Source organism: Cupriavidus sp. R6-3, assembly GCF_059772245.1.
Map to the genome: position 1 here is coordinate 1 of NZ_JCBAJO010000080.1, position 19,304 is coordinate 19,304.

Genomic DNA, 19,304 nt, shown 5'->3' on the forward strand with positions numbered 1-19,304 from the left:
GCCGGCTACTTGTACATGGTCTGGTTCTTGGTGCCCGGGGCGTATTCGCGCGGATCGACCCAGATATTGATCACCGCGGACTTGCCGGTGCGCGCGATCGATTCCCGCCCGCGCTGCAGCGCGCCGGCGATCTGCGCGGGATCGCGCACCTCCTCGCCGTAGCCGCCCAGCATCTGCGCGAACTGGCTGAACGGCACGTCGGACAGCAGGTTGCCGACGTTGCCGCGCGACTCGCCGTACTTGGCCAGCTGCCCGTAGCGGATCTGGTTCATCGCCGAGTTGTTGCCGATCACGGCCAGATACGGCACGCCGAAGCGGTTGGCGCTCTCCATGTCGAAGGCCGTCATGCCGAAGGAGCCGTCGCCGTAGTAGCACAGCACCTCCTTGCCCGGATTGGCCAGGCCCGCCGCGATGGCAAAGCCGGTGCCGACGCCGAGCGAGCCGAGCGCGCCCGGGTCCATCCACTGGCCCGGATTGCGCGGCCGCACCGCCTGCGCGGAGATCGTGACCACGTCGCCGCCGTCGCCGATATAGATGGTGTCCTCGCCGAGGAAGGCGTTCAGCTCATGGGCGACGCGATACGGATGGATCGGCGTGCTGTCGGACAGGAACAGCGGCATCAGCTTCTGCGTGGCCACGCCTTCGGCCTCGGTCAGGTCCGCCATCCACTTGCGGCGCGCCTGGCGCTTGTCCTGCTTGATGCGGCCGCTGGCGGCCTGCAGCACCGCGCCGAGGATCGCGCCGGGATCGCCGACCAGCCCCAGGTCGATCTCGCGATTCTTGCCGACGGTGCGGTAGTCCATGTCGATCTGCACCAGCGTCAGCTCCTTGCTGATGCGCTTGCCGTAGCCCATGCGGAAGTCGAACGGCGTGCCGACGATCACCAGCACGTCTGCATTGGCGAAGGCCTGCGAGCGGGTACGGTCGAAGTGATGCGGATCGCCCGGCGGCAGCAGCCCGCGGCTCGCGCCATTGAAATAGCCCGGGATATCGAGCCCGCGCAGCAGCGCGATCGCTTCCTCATGACCGCGCGCGGTCCACACCTGCTGGCCGAACAGGATGGCCGGACGCTCGGCATTGACCAGGATGTCGGCGAGCTTCTCGATGTCGCGCGGATCGCCGATCGACTTCGTCGAGGCGCGATAGTGGCCGGGGCGCGGCACCACCGCGCGGGCGACGTCGACCTCGCGGTCCAGCACGTCGCGCGGAATCTCCAGATAGGCGGGCCCGGGCGCGCCGTTGAAGCATTCGCGCGCGGCCATCGAGATCATGTCGGCGACGCGCTCGGTGCTCGGCACGGTGGCGGCGAACTTGGTGATCGGCGCCATCATGTCGACGTGCGGCAGATCCTGCAGCGAGCCCATCTTGTGCTGGGTCAGCGCGCCCTGCCCGCCGATATGCAGCACCGGGCTTTCGGAGCGGAAGGCGGTGGCGATGCCGGTGACGGCATTGGTGCAGCCCGGCCCGGCGGTGGTCACCACGCAGCCGAGCTTGCCGGTCTGGCGCGCATAGCCGTCGGCCGCATGCGCGGCGACCTGTTCGTGACGCACGTCGATGATGCGGATCCCCTCGTCGACGCAGCCATCGTAGATGTCGATGATATGGCCGCCGCAGAGCGTGAAGATGGTATCGACCCCTTCGTTCTTCAGCGCCCGCGCGACCAGATGGCCGCCCGACACGATGCCGGCATCCCGGCTCTTCTGCTTCAGGGTGTCATCGGCCGTCGTCGATTCCGGCCGCAGCGATACGACTGCAGACATGTGTTGGTCTCCTCGTTGGACTCCGGGCGGGCCGTTTGCATGGGCACGCACCGCTTCACCTTCTTCTTTCGGCAGGGCTGCCGGCTTGCGACGCGAATCGATCGTTTCGGGCGATCTTGATGACATACCGTATGTGATATATCAAAGGTCGGCAAGGAGAAAATGTGGGAGAGGCGCCGAATTTCGACGACGCATCGCAGCAAAACAGTCATTTTCATGCCGATAAATTCGGCCAACTCCTATAAACGCTTGCGCTTAGTGGCGGCGCGCATCAATTCCGACGCGATCGTGATCGTGTATCGCTGCCGGCCAATAATTCGCCTTGTTGCGCATTGATATATTACATACCATATCCACGCAGGCTTCCGGCGCAATGCCGCCCCCTCCTGTCAGCCACCACAACGACGTATCCAAACCAGTGAGGAGACAGTGAACATTCACGAATATCAGGCCAAGGAGCTGCTGCGGCGCTACGACGTCGCCGTGCCGCGGGGCGCGGTTGCGTTCACGCCGGACGAGGCAGCCAACGCGGCGCGCACACTCGGGGGCCCGCTCTGGGTCGTCAAATCGCAGATCCATGCCGGCGGCCGCGGCGCCGGACGCTTCCAGAACGATCCCGGCGGCAAGGGCGGGGTGCGCGTGGCGCGTTCGCTCGAGGCGGTGCGCGAGGAAGCCGGCAAGATGCTCGGCGCGGTGCTGGTCACGAAGCAGACCGGCGCGGCCGGCCGCGAGGTGCGGCGCCTCTATGTCGAGGAAGGCTGCGACATCGCGCGCGAGCTCTATTTCGGCATGCTGATCGACCGCGCAACCTCGCGCATCACGCTGATGGCATCGACCGAAGGCGGCATGGACATCGAGGAGGTGGCCGCGCACACGCCGGAGAAGATCCTGAAGCTGGCGATCGATCCGGCCACCGGCATCCAGTCCTTCCACGCACGGCGCCTGGCCTTCGGGCTCGGCCTGCGCGGCAAGCAGATCGGCGAGGCCACGCGGCTGTTCCTGGCGGCCTATCGCGCCTTCACCGAGCTGGACGCCTCGATCGTCGAGATCAATCCGCTGGTGGTCACGCACAGCGGCCACGTGATGGCGCTGGACGCCAAGTTCAACTTCGACGACAACGCGCTGTTCCGCCATCCCGATATCGAGGCGATGCGCGACGAGGCCGAGGAAGACCCGGCCGAGACCGAGGCCGCGCGCCATGCGCTGAACTACGTCAAGCTCGACGGCAATATCGGCTGCATGGTCAATGGCGCCGGCCTGGCGATGGCGACGATGGACATCATCCAGCTGCATGGCGGCAAGCCGGCCAACTTCCTCGACGTCGGCGGCGGCGCGACGCGCGAGCGCGTGGCGACGGCGTTCCGTCTGATCCTGGCCGACCGCAATGTCGAAGGGATTCTCGTCAATATCTTCGGCGGCATCATGCGCTGCGACGTGATCGCCGAGGGCGTGGTCGCGGCCGCGCGCGAGGTCGACCTGACCGTGCCGCTGGTGGTGCGGCTCGAAGGCACCAACGTCGAACTGGGCAAGGCCATCCTGCGGGATTCGGGATTGCCGATCGTCTCGGCGGACGACCTCGCCGACGCCGCGACCAAGGTCGTCGCGGCCACGAGGAACACCAAGCGGGGAGGACATTGAGATGGCCGTGCTGATCGACAACAACACCAGGGTGCTGTGCCAGGGCCTGACCGGCGCGCAGGGCAGCTTCCATACCGAACAGGCGCTGGCCTACGGCACCAGGATGGTCGGCGGCGTGACGCCCGGCAAAGGCGGCGAGACCCACCTCGGCCTGCCGGTGTTCGACACCGTGGCCGAGGCGGCCGAGCGCACCGGCGCGCAGGCCTCCGTGATCTACGTGCCGCCGCCCTTCGCGGCCGACGCGATCCTCGAAGCGGTCGACGCCGGCCTCGAGCTGGTGGTCTGCATCACCGAGGGCATCCCGGTGCTGGACATGGTGCGCGTCAAGCGCGCGCTGGCTGGCTCGCGCACGCGCCTGGTCGGTCCGAACTGTCCGGGCGTGATCACGCCGGGGCAATGCAAGATCGGCATCATGCCCGGCCATATCCATCGGCCCGGCAGGATCGGCGTGGTGTCGCGCTCCGGCACGCTGACCTATGAAGCGGTGGCGCAGACCAGCGCGGCCGGTCTGGGGCAGTCGACCTGCATCGGCATCGGCGGCGATCCGGTCAACGGCACCAACTTCATCGATTGCCTGCGGCTGTTCCTCGAGGACGACGACACCGAGGGCATCATCATGATCGGCGAGATCGGCGGTTCGGCGGAGGAGGAAGCCGCGCAGTTCCTGCGCGACAGCGGCAGCGACAAGCCGGTGGTCGGCTTTATCGCCGGCACCACCGCGCCGCCGGGCCGGCGCATGGGCCATGCCGGCGCCATCATCTCGGGCGGCAGCGGTACCGCCGATGCCAAGATCGAGGCGATGCGCGCGGCCGGCATCCACGTATCGCGCTCGCCGGCCGAACTGGGGCAGACGATGGCGAAAGCGCTGGGGGTGTAGCACCGTAGCCTGTCGCGCCGCCGCCGTTGCGCGATGCCGCGGCGGCGGCGGCCGTGCTACAGGCCCACCACACTCGCAGGATCGCCGTCGTCAGCCGATGCGGCCGAGCACCGTCGGCAAACCCGATGCCAGCATCATCACGCCCGACACCGTCAGCAGCGTCAGCACGATCGCGCGGAAACGCGCCTCGTCGATGCGGTGATAGACCTTTGCGCCGATCAGCGTGGGAATCAGCATCGCGGGCGCGACCACCGCGAACCGGGGCAGCATCTCGGCGGTGACGTTGCCCGCGATCAGGTAGACCGTCATCGTCACGGCCAGGATGGTCAGGTTGAAGTTCTGGATGATGGCGCGCTGCCGGTCCTTCTGATAGCCGCGCAAGGTGCACCACAGCGTCGGCACGGTGCCGCTGAACCCGCCGATCGCGCTCATCACGCCGCCGATCAGGCCGGCGCCGGCATCGCCGCTGCGGCCGCCCCAGCGCAGCGGCGGCAGCCGCCGCGCCATCAGCATGGCCGGGCACCATAGCACCAGGAAGGCGCCGATCGCGGTCTTGAACGAGGCCATGTCGAGATACGGCAGCAGCAGCATGCCGAGCGGAATGCCGGCCAGCCCGCCGGCAATGAAAGGCGCCAGCGCCGCGACATCGAAGCCGCGCCGCACGCGCACCGCGGCGATCAATTGCCCGGTCAGCGAGCCGAACACCGTCAGCACCGCGGCCATGCGCGGTTCCAGCGTCCATGCCCACAGCGACATCGCCACCATGCCGAAGGCAAAGCCCGACAGCCCCTGCACGAATCCCGCCAGGGCGGCGCCAAGGGCGATGATCAGATATTCCATCGGGCGGTCGGGAAGGCTGTCGGGAGGGCGGCGGGCAAGGCGGCGGGCAAGGCGGCGGGCAAGGCGATCAAGGACAGGATGACGGGCAAGCCCGAAGCCCCGCGATATTACCGGGGAATGCCGCCGCCCGGGCCCGTCAGACCCTCGCCAACGCGCGCGCGAGGCGCCGTACGCCCTCTTCGATTTCGGCCACCGACGGCGTCGCGAACGACAGCCGCAGCGCCGGTGATGGCTGCCCGGTTGCCACGTGGAAGGCCTTGCCGGGGACGAACAGCACGTTTTCCTCGATCGCCTCGCGCAGCAGTGCGGCGGAATCGACGCCCTCGGGCAGCGAGGCCCAGACGAACATGCCACCGCCAGGCCGCGCATAGTCGACGCGGCCGCCGAGCTCGCGATCGAGCGCCGACACCATGGCGTCGCGCTTGTCGCGGTAGACCGCGACGATGCGCGCGATCTGTCCGCGCAGATGGCCGGCGTCCAGATAGGCGGCCATCGCGCGCTGGATCCACGGCGGCGTGCACAGGTCCGAGGCCTGCTTGGCCAGCACCGCGCGCCGCACCACGTCGGGATGCGCGGCCATCCAGCCGATCCGCAGGCCGGGGGCCACGGTCTTCGACAGGCTGCCCAGGTAGATGATGCGGTCGCGCAGTGCGGGCTCGCCGTTTGCCATCGACAGCAGCGTCGCGGGCGGCGCGCCGTCGAAGGCGAGGCAGCCGTACGGATCGTCCTCGATCACCAGCAGCTCGTATTGCGCGGCGAGCCGCAGCACCTCCTGACGCCGCCGAAGCGACAACGTCGCGCCGGTCGGATTGGCGAAGGTCGGCACCAGATAGATCAGGCGCGGGCGCTCGGCCGGCGCGCAGTCGCGCAGGCATTGGTCCAGCGCGACGGTATCGATCCCTTCGGCATCGGCCCGCACCGGCACCAGCCGGGCACCGGCCAGGCGCAGCGCCTGGATCGCGGCCGGATAGGTCGGCGCCTCGACGATCACCGGCACGCCGGGCTCGACGAAGGCGCGCACCAGGAAGTCGAAGCCCTGTTGCGAGCCCGAGGTCACCAGGATCCGTTCGGCGGGCGTCGGCGCGCCGGCCTGCCCCATCTGCCGGCTCAGCGCCTCGCGCAGCGCCGGCACGCCTTCGGTGGCGCCGTATTGCAGGCATTCGGCCGGATGGCTGGCCAGCGCCTCGGCCATGCACTGGCCGATCGCCGCGGTATCGAAGGTCGAGGCGGCCGGGTAGCCGCCGGCGAACGAGATCATGCCCGGGCGGGACAGGTAGGGGAACAGCTCGCGGATCGGCGAGCCGACCGGCTGCTGGAAGGCCGAGGCAAAGGGGAACATGGTGGCGTCCGTGCTTGTCATTGGTCCGGTCTGGTCATTCGTCCGGGCCCGTCATTCGCCCTTGCCGAGCCACAGGCGGCTCAGCGTGCGGCGCGGATCGAGCCGCGACTGCATCGCGCCGACATGGCCGAGCACGGCGTCCGCGGTGAAATCGCGATAGAAGCGTTCGTTGTACGGGCCGATGCCGTGTTCCGCGCTGAAGCTGCCGTCGAAACGCTCGACCGTCAGCCGGTACAGCTCGGCACGGACCTCGCTCGCCACCGCCTCGTCGTAGGCCGGCGCGTCCTGCAGCGGCCAGACCATGTTCAGGTGAACGCCGCCGTCGCCGAGATGGCCGAAGTCGTAGATGCGCAGCCACGGATAGCGCGCGGCGATCAGCGCGCGCGCCTCTGCGCGGAACGCCGGGAAGCGCGAGCGCGGCACCGACAGGTCCAGCGCGATGATCTTGCCTTCGTTGCGGATCGACTCGGTGATTGAATGGCGCAGGCGCCAGAGCGCCTCGGGCTTGCCGACCACCGCGTTGCCGATCAGCGTGCCGTAGTGGCGCTCCAGGAAGTCCATCAGCAGCGCCTCGAGATCGAGCCCGCCGGCGCGGCTCGGCATCGTCGACGACAGCTCGACCAGCATCGCGTAGTCGGCCCCTTCCATCTCGGCGAAGGGGTCCTCGACATCGTCCAGGTGGCGCACCACGGCCTGCGCCGCTTCGCGCGAGATGCCCTCGCACGACGACAGGAAATCGCCCAGCTCCGCGTTCAGCGCCAGCAGCAGCGCCTCGAGCTCGGCCACGCCGGTGGGCACCAGCAGCGCGGTGGCGGTCTGCGCCGGCAGCGGATAGACCCGCAGCGTCGCCGCGGTGACCACGCCGAAGGCACCGCCGGTGCCGACGAACAGCTGCTTGAAATCAAAGCCGACATTGTTCTTGCGCAGCGCCCGGTTCAGGTCCAGCAGTTCGCCGGCCGGCTCGGCCAGCACCGCCTCGACCCCCAGCAGGTTCTGCCGGACGTCGCCGTACTTGAGCAGCCGCGCGCCGCCGGTATTGGCGGCGATCATGCCGCCGATGGTCGGGTCGGCGCCCAGGTCCACCGGGAAAAACAGGCCGTCCTGCGCGAGCCGGGTATTGAGCTCGCTGAGCAGCACGCCGGCACCGACGGTCACCGACTGGTTCAGCGGGTCGACCGCGATGGCGCCCTTCAGGCGCGCGGTGCTCAGCACGATCTGCTCGCCGCCCGCATCGGGCGTCGACGCACCGACCAGGCCGGTGTTCGCGCCCTGCACGACCAGCCGCACGCCGAAGCGCTGCGCGGCGGCCACCACGGCCTGCACCTGTTCGCGCGTGGCCGGCCGCACCACCGCCGCTGCGGTGCCGGCGCCGTAGCGCGCGCCGGTCTCGTAGCCGGCGCGGTCGGTCGCATCGGTCAGCACGTCGAGGTCCGGATGGGCCTGCGACAGAAACCCGATCAGCTCCTTGCTGGACGACATCTGCGCGGCCTCAGACCGTGGCCGCGGTCATCTTGAAGATGCCCTGCGCGTTGGAGGCATCGAAGCCCAGGTCCAGCTTGTTCTGGCTGCCGCCATCGGCATAGCGGTCGCGCGTGATGAACTCGTAGAACGAACCCGGCACCTCGCGCATCACGATCTCGCCGGCGGCGCCGACGAACTCGCGCATCACCGGATCGGCGCGGAACGCGGTCTGCTTGACGCGGCCGCTGCCCGACACCTCGACCTGTTCCTTGATCGGCCGGCCGAGCGCGCGCTGCTGGTCGCTCAGCGCGAACACGTCCTCGACGCGGTCGGTCGCGTGGTTGAAGGCATTGCCCTCGGTGGCGATCCACGCCATCTCGGCCGATTCCTGCAGGATGCGCTGGTAGTCCTCCAGCCGCGGCGTGTCGTGATGGCGCTCGAAGCAGGCGGTGAGGTTGCGGATCACGTGGATGGCCTCGTCCTGCGGCAGCGTGCGGTCGCGGTCGAGCTTCCACAGCAGCGCCACCGTGTCCGGACGCAGCGGATCGACCGAGGTCGACACCACGCGGGTCACCGCGGCCTGCAGCTCGGCGCTGAAGCGCTCGGGGTGGAATTCGCTGACGAAGAACTGCGCGATGCCGTCCGGCGCGTCTTCATGCGCATAGGAGCGGCCGGTCATGCCGATGCGGTCGAGCGGATAGGTGCCGTTCAGGCGATAGCCCAGCGGCCGCAGGAAGCGCGTGAAGGCCGCCTCGCCAGGAGGCAGCTGGCCATTGGCCTGCCACGCCACCGTGCGCAGCGCGCCATGGTCGAAGTTGACCTTGCCGCCAGCGGCGGCGACATCCTCGGTGTACTCGCGGCCGGTCGGCACGCGCGTCAGGATGCCGTCGAACAGCACCACGTTCAGCGCGTGCGCGATTTCGGCACGGCTGGGCTGGCCGGCGGCACCGGCGGGCAGGCCCGCGGGCGTTTCGATCAGCGACAGCAGCTTGGCGGCCTTGGTCGCGCCCACGCAGGCGGACACCAGAGAGAGGATGTGGTTGGACATGGAGACTCTGAAGACAATGAAGACGATGGCTTGGGAAAACGGATCGCGGGCGCGGCGGCACCGGCCTGCGAAAAGAACGGCGGACCGCCATGCAGGCCGCCGCCGACGGAAATCAATCGATGGTCGCGCCGGACTGCCTGACGACCTCGCCCCACTTCTCGCGGTCGCGCTTGACCAGTTCGGCGAACTGGGTGGGCGTGTTGAAGGCCGGTTCGGCGCCGATATTGCGCATGCGGCCGAGGATCTTCGCGTCATTCAGCGCGACCGCCAGGTCCTTGCTGACCTTCTCGGCCACCGCCGGCGACACCCCCTTCGGCGCGAACAGGCCGAACCACGGCGTCGCGTCGAAGCCCGGCACCGGACCGGCTGCGGCCACCGTCGGCACATCCTGCAGCGCCGGCGAGCGCTGCGCCGAGGTCACCGCCAGCGGCTTGAGCTTGCCGGCGCGAATGAATTCGAGCGAGGCGGGCAGGTTGTCGAACATCACGTCGACATTGCCGGCCATCATGTCCGAGATCGCCGGGCTGCTGCCCTTGTAGGGCACGTGGCTCATCTCGGTGTGGGTCATGCGCTGGAACAGCTCGCCGGCCAGATGGGTCGAGGTACCGTTGCCGGCCGAGGCCATGTTGACCTTCTTCGGATTGGCCTTCACATAGGCGACGAAATCGGGCAGCGACATCACCCTGGAGCGCTCGGCGAACGCGGGCGACATCACCAGCACGTTCGGCACGCGGGCGACCAGCGACACCGGCGCGAAATCGGCGACGTCGTAGGCCAGCTTGCGGTACAGCGTCGGATTGATGGCGAACTCGCCGACCGAGCCCATCAGCAGCGTATAGCCGTCGGACGGCGCCTTCGCCGCCAGGCTGGTGCCGACGATGCCGCCGGCACCGGGACGGTTGTCGACGATGACCGGCTGGCCCCAGACCTTCGACAATTGATCGCCGATCAGCCGGGTTACCATATCGGTCGTCCCGCCCGGCGGGTACGGCACGACGATGCGGACCGCCTTGTTCGGAAAATCCTGCGTCTGCGCTACGGCTGAGGTCATCGGCACGGCCAGCGCGACGGCCGCGATGGCGGCAGCGATGGCAGCAGGAATGCGGGACGGGTTCATCTTTGTCATGCGGTCTCCTCCGGGGGCTCTTGCTGTGTTGGTATTGGTGTTGGTATTGGCTTTGGTATTTGCTACGGCGCCGATTCTTTCTCATCCCCGAACGGTGCTCAAGCGAGAAATTTTCCGGGGTTGATGAGAAAAACGCATCAACTTTGCGGGCCACGTCGCACCTACGCCCCGCCCACGTCCTGCCCACTTCGCAACCACGTTCCACCCCATCGCGCCAATGGCTTTTCGCGTCCCCAGCCTGTCCAGTCTTCGCGCCTTCGAGGCCGCCGCCTCGCATCTGAACCTGCGCCGCGCGGCGGCCGATCTCTACGTCACCGAGAGCGCGGTGTCGCGGCAGATCGCCACGCTGGAAAGCCAGCTCGGCGTGCAGCTGTTCCATCGCGTCAACCAGCGGCTGACGCTGACGCCGGCCGGCACGCTGTACAGCCGGCAGGTCCGCGAAACGCTGCGCAAGCTGCAGCGCGATACGCTGGACATCATGGCGCACGAGGGCAGCGGCGGCATCGTCGAGCTCGCCTGCCTGCCGACGCTGGCGGTCGAATGGCTGATTCCGCGGCTGCCCGACTTCTACGCGCGCCATCCGCAGGTGGTGCTGAACCTGACCGCGCGCTCGGACGTGTTCCTGTTCGACGGAACGGATTTCGACGCCGCCATCCACTTCGGCGAGCCGCACTATCCGGGAGCGCGCGCCGACCCGCTGTTTCCCGAGGAGTCGGTGCCGGTCTGCCATCCCGACTACTTCGGCGGCCGCAAGCGCATCCGCCCGGCCGATATCGCCGGGGCGGAGCTTTTGCATCTGTCGACGCGCCAGTTCGAGTGGGAACAATGGATGCGCCTCGCAGGCGTCGAGGACGTCAATGCGATGCGCGGCACGCGCTACGACCACCACAGCATGGTGATCGCCGCCGCGCGCGCGAAGCTGGGCATCGGGCTGGTGCCGCGCTTCCTGGTCGAGCGCTATCTGGAGGAAGGCGAGCTGGTGATGCCGGTGCCGCTGGCGATGCCGTCATCGGGCGGGTACTACCTCGTCTATCCCGAAATGCAGCCGGTCAGCGACGCGATGTCGCGGTTGCGGGAATGGCTGCTGGAGTCGGCCTCGGAATTCGTGCGGGAGACGCAGGCGCGGGCGTGATGCTGGTGCGGCCATGATGCGGCGGGGCCAGCATGCCGCGGAGACATGATTCGGGCGGCGACATGAAAAAAGGCCGGCGAACCGGCCTTCGATGCTTGCGGCGCGTGCCGCGGGACTGTCGTCAGTCGAGAAAATCGCAGTTCTTCTCGACGTAGTCGGCCAGGTCCAGCGAGTGCTGGCGCACCAGCCGTTCCGCCAGTTCGGTATCGCGTTTTTCCAGCGCCTCGATGATGCGCAGATGGTCGACGATCGAGCGCGCGGCGCGGTCGCTCTGCGAGATCGTCATCTTCCGGATCGCACGGACGTGGATGAAGATGTTCTTGATCGTGTCCATGATGATCTGCGACTTCGACAGCTGCACGATCGCCTGATGGAACGCGATATTGGCGTCCGAGTATTCCTGGATATGCTCGGCCGGCGTGGTATCGCGGAAGTTGTCGAACATATGCCGCAGCCGGGAGATTTCCTCGTCGGTCGCATGCAGCGTCGCCAGGCGCGCGGCCATGCTCTCCAGCGCGGCCCACATCTGAATCATCTCGACGATCTCGCGCTTGGTCTTGCGCATGATGTAGATGCCGCGGCGCGGCACCGTGCGCAGGAAGCCTTCCTGCTCCAGCAGCGTCATCGCCTCGCGGATCGGCGTGCGGCTGACGCCGAGCGCTTCGCTCAGGACGCGCTCGTCGAGCCGGATCTCCTCGCGCGACTGGTAGATGTCGGCATCGGCGATCGCCTGCCGCAGCATCGCGTAGGCCTGGTCGCGCAGGCTGGCGCCGGCGTTGATCGGCTGCAGGGACAGCGCCAGGCCCGGGGGAGGCGCATCTGAGGCAGTGGCGGAAGACATCTCGGCTTGACGTTGCGCGGGTTGCACGGACATGGGATCGCTCTTTCGATTTTTGTATATGGTATATCAGAACGCGTGCACCGCCACTTCGATCTGGCGGCATCGTCCAGGCGTGGCGGCGGCGCAACCGACCCGCTGCGCCGCCCCGGCCATGGTCACCGTCATGGCGGTCACCACGGCCAGCGCCATGGTGGCCGCCATGGCGGGCCCGGCCGCGCTCACGCCGCCTGCGCCATCCGCTCGCGCTGCTTGATCAGCGACAGCACCGCGTCGATCATCGGCGTCGGCTGGCCGACCAGCCGGCCCATCTCCTGCACCACCGTCAGCAGCGGGTCGATTTCCATCGCCCTGCCCGCCTCCAGATCCTGCAGCATCGAGGTCTTGTGCGCCCCCACGGCCCCCGCGCCGTCGATCCGCCGCTCGACATCGACGCGGAAATGCACGCCGAAGCGTTCGGCGATCGACTTGGCCTCGAGCATCATCTGCCTCGACAGCGCGCGCGTGCCCGGGTCGGACGTGATGACGTCCAGCGTCGCGTGGGTCAGCGCGCTGATCGGGTTGAAGCACAGATTGCCCCACAGCTTGAGCCAGATCTCGTTGCGGATGTCCTCGCGCACCGGCGCCTCCAGGTCGGCTGCGAGCATCGCCTCGCTGAGGCGCAGCACCCGTTCCGAGCGCGTGCCGTCAGGTTCGCCGAGCGGAAATTTCTTGCCGTAGACGTGCCGGATGACGCCCGGCGCGGCGATTTCCGCCGCGGGATAGAGCACGCAGCCGATCGCGCGCTCGGGACCGAAGCCGCTCCATTGCCGGCCGCCCGGATCGACGCTCTGCAGCGTGGTGCCGGCCAGCTCGCCGCCGTGCCGATAGAAATACCAGTAGGGGATGCCGTTGACGCCGGTGACGATCGCGGTATCCGGCCCCAGCAGCGGCTGCATCAGGTCGACCACGCCTGGCACCGAATGGGCTTTCAGCGTGATGAACACATAGTCCTGTTCGCCGAGTTCGCGGGGGTCCGAGGTGCAGCGGACCTTTTGCACCCGCTCCTCGCCGTCGATCAGCAGCTTGACGCCGTTCGCCTGCATCGCCGCCAGGTGCGGCCCACGTGCGACGAAGCTGACGTCGACGCCCGCCCCGGCCAGTTGCGCGCCGATGTAGCCGCCGATGGCGCCGGCGCCGTAGATACATACCTTCATGATGGCTGTCTCCCGTGCTTTTTTGGTGAATTGATATATCACATACTATATTTCACAAGCGCGGAATCACAACCTCTATTTGCGTGCGGGGCGAGTCCGAGCAAGGTCCAAGAAGGTGCCAGCAAGGTCCAGGCAGCCCTCCAACCAGCGTCCGGCAAGGTCTCAGCCCGGTCTCACCCCGGCCTCCGCGCGTCTCGTCTGCTCCTTGTCACGTCTCGACCGCGTCCGTAGCGCATGCCTTCAAGTGCCGAGTGCGCCGGGGCCATGCGGTACCATGCTGCGTTCTGTCGTGCCCGCGGCGTCCGGCTCCCCACGGAGCCGTCGAACTTTTTGCGCCAGCGGGCGTCTTTTCTGCAACTTCATTGAAGGCGCCAGACGCCGATTCACCGCATGCCGAAAATGAACCGACGGACCGTGCTGGTCTCCGCCGCCGCCACTGCTGCGCTCGCCGCACTGGGCATTCCCGCTTCCGCTCTGGCCGCCGGCCGCATCAAACTGGCCAAGGGCCAACCCTTCACCCACGAGGGCCTGGTCGAACTGGCCCGCACCATGGCAGGCCGGCCGTATGTCGCGCCCCCCTCCCCGCCGGCCGACATCCTGGCCCGCATCGACTACGAGGAACACGGCAAGATCCGCTATCGCACCGACGATGCGCTCTTTGCCGACGGTCCCGGCCAGTTTCCGGTGACCTTCTTCCACCTGGGCACCTTCTTCCGCGTGCCGGTCCGGATGCATCTGGTCGAGACCGGCGGCGCAAGTTCGGGGGGCACTGCCCGCGAGATCGTCTACGACGAGTCGTATTTCGACATGCCGGCCAACAGCCCGGCGCGCAAGCTGCCGCGCGGCAGCGGATTCGCCGGCTTTCGCTTCCAGGAGAGCCGGCTCGGCGACCAGAAGAAGCTCGACTGGCGCAAGAACGACTGGGTCGCCTTTCTTGGCGCCTCGTACTTCCGCGCGATCGGCGAGCTCTATCAGTACGGCCTGTCGGCGCGCGGCATCGCGGTCGATGTCGCGCAGCCGGACAAGCCCGAGGAATTCCCCTCCTTCACTCATTTCTATTTCGAGGCGCCGCGCGACGGCAGCGATACCGTCACCGTGCACGCGCTGCTCGACGGGCCCAGCGTCACCGGCGCCTACCGCTTCACGATGCAGCGCGCCAAGGGCGTGGTGATGGACGTCGACTGCGCGCTGTTCCTGCGCAAGGACGTCGGGCGCCTGGGCCTGGCACCGCTGACCTCGATGTTCTGGTATTCCGAGTCGGTCAAGCGCACCGGCGTCGACTGGCGCCCCGAGGTGCACGACTCCGACGGGCTGGCGATGTGGACCGGCGCGGGCGAGCGCATCTGGCGCCCGCTGAACAATCCGCCGCGCACCATCGCGTCCGCCTTCGGCGACGACAACCCGCGCGGCTTCGGCCTGCTGCAGCGCGACCGCAATTTCGACCACTACCAGGACGGCGTCTTCTACGAGCGCCGGCCGAGCCTGTGGGTCGAGCCGCGCGAGGGCTGGGGCGCGGGAAGCGTGCAGCTGATCGAGATCCCGACCGACGACGAGATTCACGACAACATCGTCGCGATGTGGGTGCCGAAGGCGCCGGCCAAGGCCGGCAACGCCTATCGCCTGCGCTACCGCCTGCACTGGCTGGCGGACGAACCCTATCCCACGCCGCTGGCCCGCTGCGTGGCCACGCGCATGGGCAACGGCGGCCAGCCCGGCCAGCCGCGCCCGCCGGGCGTGCGCAAGTTCATGGTCGAGTTCAAGGGCGCACCGCTCGAAGGCCTGCCATTCGGCACCAAGCCCGAGGCCGTGCTGTGGGCCTCGCGCGGCAAGTTCTCGTACATCTTCACCGAGGCCGTGCCCAACGGCGTGCCGGGCCACTGGCGCGCGCAGTTCGACCTGACCGTCGACGGCGACGAGCCGGTCGACATGCGGCTGTTCCTGCGTCTGAACGGCAAGCCGCTGTCGGAGACGTGGCTGTATCAGTACCATCCGTTCCGGACGAACGTCTGAGTGGACGGGCCGGTCGCCCTCACCGCGTCAGTGAAGGCGACCGGCGAAGGCTCGACCAGCATCGGCATGTCCGGCTCCGCGATCAGGGCGGTCCGCTCCGTCGCTTCGCTTGCCTGCACCGTCACCGCGAGCGCTGGCGCGGGCCGTGCGGCGGGGCGACTGCCCAGCCCCAACCTACTGCGGACACCTGCAGGGAGTTGCCCGGCCAGATACGCAAAGAACCCCGTGCGGCGCTGGTACTCCAGCCGCATCGGCGTCTTGCCTTCGATGAAGTCCTGAAACAGCTGCCGCAACAGCGCAAGCATCGCGTCGTCGCTACGCAGGCTCATGCCTTCGATCACCTTCTTCAGTGCCGCCTCGTCGATGGCAGAGGCGCAGCACCGCGCCCTTTCGATCATGGTACGGCGGTCATCGGCGTAGACGCCGTCGAGCCGCACCGACGATCGCAACTCCAGTGCGTGAATCAGGGCGCGATCCATTTCGAGCGCGGCCAGGACCTCCCACAGTACGCCTCTGGCGACGGGCTGCTCGTGATCGAACAAGGCTCGCAGCAACACGTCGATGGCCAGGAAGCGGTTGTTCCGCATGTCGTCCACGGTGGCATCGCGTTTTGCCTCGACGAAGTGTCCGACTTGCGCGCGAGCCTGTTCGTCTCGCGCCGATTCCGCACGGCCAGCGCGCCGGTCCTGATAAAGGCGTACACAGGCGATCAGCAGCCACACCGTACCGGCCAGCAGCGCGACGGCGCCCACGATGATGCCGACCGGTGGAATCAGGCCGAATGCCGTCGTGGCCAGGATTGCGCCCACACCGATGCCAACGGAAACCGCACCGTATATCGTGCGCAACCTCGACCACCAGATCTTGCGCCGCTCCGCCGATTCGATGGTCTGAAACGCCTGCTCGCGGTGATGCATCAGGATGTCGACCAGCTCGTTGGCACGTTCCATGTCCGCCCCTTTGGACGGATCCGGCTGAAGCGCTTGTTGCATTCGTTGCGTCTGCTCCGCCGATTGCAGTGCCGCCCCGTCGGCCTGTGAATTCGGGGTACCGAAGGCCATCTCGCTGCGCGTCTCGTGGAACGCATCGGCCATGGCGGCCGCACGCTGCCGTCGGTAGTCCGATGTCAACCAGTTCGAGCCGCGACCACGAGCCGCACGGATATCGTCGAGCCGGCGCGCGGACTGATACCAGCTCAGAAAACCGGCGGCCATATGCAGGGCACCCATCGCCACGCTGAACGCGCCACCGGCGACACCGACCGGCGCGAGCTCCACACCCGGAACGCCGGCCTTTCCGACCGCAGATGCAACGGTGCAGGCGCTGCCGCCCAGCTGAATGACGACGTCCCGCGCGGTGGCCACGCCCAGTGCACGAATATTGTCATTCGCCTGCCCCAGTTCGTTCGCCGCCTGTTCGTACAGGATGTAGTGTTCGAGGTCCTCGACGAGATCCAGCGCCTGCTTCTCGAGCCCAATCCTCACGTCCCGCAGCTCGAGCGCGACATCGGCCAGCATCGCTGCCGAAGCCTTGTCATCGGCCACAAGCCCGGCATGCGGTCGCTGATCGCTGGACTCGGACGCCGGCAAACCCGGCAACGTCCCTTCCAGTGCCCGTTGCCGGGCGAGCAGCCATCCTATCCGGCGCTGGCGCTCGGCATGGCGCTGGACGAAGTGGGCATGACCCTGCGCGTTTTGCCGTTTGCATTCGTCCAGCTCCACCTTCTTTCTGCCCGCTTTCCATGTCAGATGCAGCACCCCGGCCGCTTCCACGATGGCAAAGACAGCCCCCGCGACCCCGGCCTCGCTGGTGGCCGGCGCAAGAGACGTGATGGAGAGCGTATCGAATTTCCCGGTGGCGAACGCGCTGACCTGGAGTCCCGCCCGACCTGTCGTCGCGCTTCCCCAGATCGCGTACGTCACTTCATTGAGCAGGTGCCATTCCCTTGCCTGGGCCAGCCTTGCATGCGTCGCGAAGCCCGGAGGCCACTGCTCGCCGGATGCACCGCCGATCGGTTCGCGATGTCCGGCGACGTGTTCCACCCGCGAACTAGATGCCCGCTCCGGCTGCAACAGTCCATGCGACCGCCGTACCGTGGTGTCGCCCATTGCGGCGCCAGCACTGTGATTTCCGGTAGAGACGTCCGGCTGGAACGCCTCCCGTTGCGTCTCGCGAACGACAGAACCACACGCGTTGATCGGCATGGCCTCCTCCAGTGATCAGCGGTTCTTCATGACAGGCGAATGTCCGGACCGCGCTGGCCGCCGCGTTGGCATCGCCTTGGCCGCGCGTTCCCGACCCCGCACGCGCTACGGGATATGGGCAGGCAATCGATCGGCGTGGGGTATGGCCTTGGGCTTGACGCCGGCATAGGCTCGCAGCCGGTGGGGCGGGGGCCCGGGGCGGCGGCCGGGGTCGGATAGCGGCGGCGGCAGAAAGTCGAGTTCTTCGTCGCTGCAGGCAGCCATACAGGGCTCCGGTCCGGCTGCGCGCGTCTTGGCCAGCCGGGACAGCAAACCGATCAGCAGGTCCGTTGGATCCCCCATCGTGAAGGCGGCCTGGAAGTCGTTGCTGAGGTGGCTCAGGGCCTGACGCAGCGCGCGCAGCGCGACATAGTCCTCGTGGCGCGCATCGGGCGGTATTGCCTGGTAGATCGTTTCCCACCGCCGGACCGATCCGGGCAGGTCGGCAGGGTCGATTCTTTGGGCCAGCTGCGCGAGCACGCGCGCTCTGGCGAAGCGAATCTCATCGTTGCCGGGGACCAGCCGAACGGCGGATTCGGTCAATATGTCAAGAGACGGGGTGTCGCCATACGGTATCCATCGAGCGAAGTAGCGCATCAACTCAAGGGCCCACGACTCGGAATGTTGCCGCGCCTGTTCCAGCGCCTCGACGACCAGGCACCGCCTGCCCTCCGGCGGCATGGCGCGCGTCATCGAGACGACCGCTTTCATGGCCCACTCCCGTATCGAGGGCGGCTGTGTCGTCAGCGCCTCCGTCGTCGACAGGATCTGATCGGAGTGCCGCATGCCCGCGATACGCCGTGCGATGGCGTCTTCGTCCCGGTATTGAGGCATCGCCGATATCGTGTTGCACGCCAGATGAAACGACCTGCAAGTCGCGGACAGCGGCGATCCACCGAACGCGAAATATCGGTCGCCCGCCGGAACCCTCGCCAGCACCTCGCACAGCAATTCAAAGGGAAGCTCCAGCAACAGAGACGGCGATGCGCGCTGCCGTGGTGCCGCCTGCGGGGGCGGGTCTGCCGCCGCCGGGCAGATGTCGCCATCGGAACGGCGAGGCTTGTCCGGCGCCGTTGGCCATTCCGAACTGGCGCACCGCTTCATCGTCGCCTGCGCATTGCGACGGTTCAGGAGCGACACCACCGCCTGCCATGCGCCCGAAACCCGGTCCGCCGAGGACCGCGATGGAAACTGCCTTGTCGGCAAAGAGTGACATCGAACGCGGACGGCGCTTCCACCGGCCTGCACGGCCATCGTTGCAGGGTTGCCGGGGGCAATGGTGTCCGCCTCGAACGGCAGCCGGTTGTCAGCGACCGCGGGAGAAATGGCAGTGGAAAAGGCGGTAGGCGTGCCGGTCATGATGGCTCCTGACGAAGGGATCGATCGAACCGCCAGGCCCGGCGGTGCCGAGTACCGGGTCGCTCGCCGATACTGATCAGGAGTGTTGGCCGAAGTGTTACCGAACCGTTAAGTTCGATCCCTACACTTTAGATTTGAGGGAGTCACCTTGGCCCGTCTTGTGCTTGTCCATGTCGACATCCCCCTGCGAGGAGAGAAATCATGCTGTTCCATCGACATGGTGTCTGCGCCGCGTTGCTGGCGCTCGGCGCGGCGTGGGCGGCCACCGCCGCTGCGCAGCCGGCCAATGTGCCGACCGAATCCGAACGCGGCAGCGGCAGCCAGATGTCGCGCCAGCCCAAGGCGGTGACCCAGCCGTCGACCCGCGAAGGTGAAGCGATCCGCTCGAATCCGGGCGGCCTGGGCAAGCTGGGCGATCCGATGCCCAGCGCGCCCGG

16 protein-coding genes are annotated in these 19,304 nt (G+C 67.8%); 5 read left to right on the plus strand and 11 right to left on the minus strand.

Annotation, left to right across the window (positions count from 1 at the left end):
* Window positions 1-5: 5 nt before the first annotated feature.
* Window positions 6-1,760, minus strand: a complete 1,755-nt coding sequence (locus AC6EI8_RS14010) for a thiamine pyrophosphate-binding protein (protein ID WP_226106087.1) — start codon at window positions 1,758-1,760, stop codon at window positions 6-8.
* Window positions 1,761-2,189: 429 nt separating this feature from the next.
* Between AC6EI8_RS14010 and sucC the strand changes: the two genes are divergently transcribed.
* Together sucC and sucD are read left to right on the plus strand one after the other, a co-directional pair.
* Window positions 2,190-3,398 (plus strand): ADP-forming succinate--CoA ligase subunit beta, encoded by a 1,209-nt coding sequence (sucC, locus tag AC6EI8_RS14015; RefSeq protein WP_265633708.1) that lies wholly within the window; start codon window positions 2,190-2,192, stop codon window positions 3,396-3,398.
* A gap of 1 nt (window position 3,399) precedes the next feature.
* A complete protein-coding gene (sucD, locus tag AC6EI8_RS14020; RefSeq protein WP_149316238.1) occupies window positions 3,400-4,275 on the plus strand; it encodes a succinate--CoA ligase subunit alpha in 876 nt (291 codons plus the stop codon).
* A 90-nt stretch (window positions 4,276-4,365) separates the two neighbouring features.
* Here the strand turns inward: sucD and AC6EI8_RS14025 are convergent, their stop codons facing one another.
* The 5 genes from AC6EI8_RS14025 to AC6EI8_RS14045 all read right to left on the minus strand — a co-directional run bounded on the left by AC6EI8_RS14025 (window position 4,366) and on the right by AC6EI8_RS14045 (window position 10,089).
* Complete coding sequence (locus tag AC6EI8_RS14025) at window positions 4,366-5,115, minus strand: sulfite exporter TauE/SafE family protein (protein WP_498382204.1); 750 nt, start codon at window positions 5,113-5,115, stop codon at window positions 4,366-4,368.
* 136 nt (window positions 5,116-5,251) lie between these two features.
* Window positions 5,252-6,475, minus strand: a complete 1,224-nt coding sequence (locus AC6EI8_RS14030; protein ID WP_226106089.1) for an aminotransferase-like domain-containing protein — start codon at window positions 6,473-6,475, stop codon at window positions 5,252-5,254.
* A 30-nt stretch (window positions 6,476-6,505) separates the two neighbouring features.
* Window positions 6,506-7,933 carry an FAD-binding oxidoreductase gene (locus AC6EI8_RS14035; protein ID WP_226106090.1) on the minus strand — a complete coding sequence of 476 codons (1,428 nt, stop codon included), beginning with the start codon at window positions 7,931-7,933 and terminating at the stop codon, window positions 6,506-6,508.
* A gap of 10 nt (window positions 7,934-7,943) precedes the next feature.
* Window positions 7,944-8,963: a DUF1338 domain-containing protein gene (locus AC6EI8_RS14040; RefSeq protein ID WP_498382205.1), complete on the minus strand. Its 1,020-nt coding sequence runs from the start codon at window positions 8,961-8,963 to the stop codon at window positions 7,944-7,946.
* 112 nt (window positions 8,964-9,075) lie between these two features.
* Window positions 9,076-10,089 carry a Bug family tripartite tricarboxylate transporter substrate binding protein gene (locus tag AC6EI8_RS14045; RefSeq protein WP_498382206.1) on the minus strand — a complete coding sequence of 338 codons (1,014 nt, stop codon included), beginning with the start codon at window positions 10,087-10,089 and terminating at the stop codon, window positions 9,076-9,078.
* Window positions 10,090-10,306: 217 nt separating this feature from the next.
* Here AC6EI8_RS14045 and AC6EI8_RS14050 point away from each other — a divergent pair, with 217 nt between their 5' ends.
* Window positions 10,307-11,221 (plus strand): LysR substrate-binding domain-containing protein, encoded by a 915-nt coding sequence (locus AC6EI8_RS14050; protein ID WP_150082509.1) that lies wholly within the window; start codon window positions 10,307-10,309, stop codon window positions 11,219-11,221.
* A gap of 121 nt (window positions 11,222-11,342) precedes the next feature.
* Here AC6EI8_RS14050 and AC6EI8_RS14055 read toward each other — a convergent pair whose 3' ends face one another.
* The 3 genes from AC6EI8_RS14055 to AC6EI8_RS14065 form a co-directional block, all read right to left on the minus strand.
* Window positions 11,343-12,062, minus strand: a complete 720-nt coding sequence (locus tag AC6EI8_RS14055; protein ID WP_226106096.1) for a GntR family transcriptional regulator — start codon at window positions 12,060-12,062, stop codon at window positions 11,343-11,345.
* A gap of 66 nt (window positions 12,063-12,128) precedes the next feature.
* Window positions 12,129-12,251 carry a hypothetical protein gene (locus AC6EI8_RS14060; RefSeq protein ID WP_498382207.1) on the minus strand — a complete coding sequence of 41 codons (123 nt, stop codon included), beginning with the start codon at window positions 12,249-12,251 and terminating at the stop codon, window positions 12,129-12,131.
* Window positions 12,252-12,280: 29 nt separating this feature from the next.
* Complete coding sequence (locus AC6EI8_RS14065; protein ID WP_498382208.1) at window positions 12,281-13,255, minus strand: 2-dehydropantoate 2-reductase; 975 nt, start codon at window positions 13,253-13,255, stop codon at window positions 12,281-12,283.
* Between the two features lie 390 nt (window positions 13,256-13,645).
* Here AC6EI8_RS14065 and AC6EI8_RS14070 point away from each other — a divergent pair, with 390 nt between their 5' ends.
* Window positions 13,646-15,265 (plus strand): OpgD/OpgG family glucan biosynthesis protein, encoded by a 1,620-nt coding sequence (locus tag AC6EI8_RS14070; RefSeq protein ID WP_149316246.1) that lies wholly within the window; start codon window positions 13,646-13,648, stop codon window positions 15,263-15,265.
* On the opposite strand, the gene AC6EI8_RS14075 is transcribed toward AC6EI8_RS14070, so the two are convergent.
* Both AC6EI8_RS14075 and AC6EI8_RS14080 read right to left on the minus strand, forming a co-directional pair.
* On the minus strand, window positions 15,235-17,469 hold the full coding sequence (locus AC6EI8_RS14075) for a hypothetical protein (RefSeq protein WP_498382209.1): 2,235 nt from the start codon (window positions 17,467-17,469) through the stop codon (window positions 15,235-15,237). The two genes, AC6EI8_RS14070 and AC6EI8_RS14075, sit on opposite strands and share 31 nt — an antisense overlap.
* Before the next feature lie 105 nt (window positions 17,470-17,574).
* Window positions 17,575-18,867 carry a hypothetical protein gene (locus AC6EI8_RS14080; protein ID WP_498382210.1) on the minus strand — a complete coding sequence of 431 codons (1,293 nt, stop codon included), beginning with the start codon at window positions 18,865-18,867 and terminating at the stop codon, window positions 17,575-17,577.
* Between the two features lie 201 nt (window positions 18,868-19,068).
* Between AC6EI8_RS14080 and AC6EI8_RS14085 the strand changes: the two genes are divergently transcribed.
* A partial coding sequence (locus AC6EI8_RS14085) for a hypothetical protein (RefSeq protein WP_498382211.1) occupies window positions 19,069-19,304 on the plus strand: 236 nt, incomplete at its 3' end.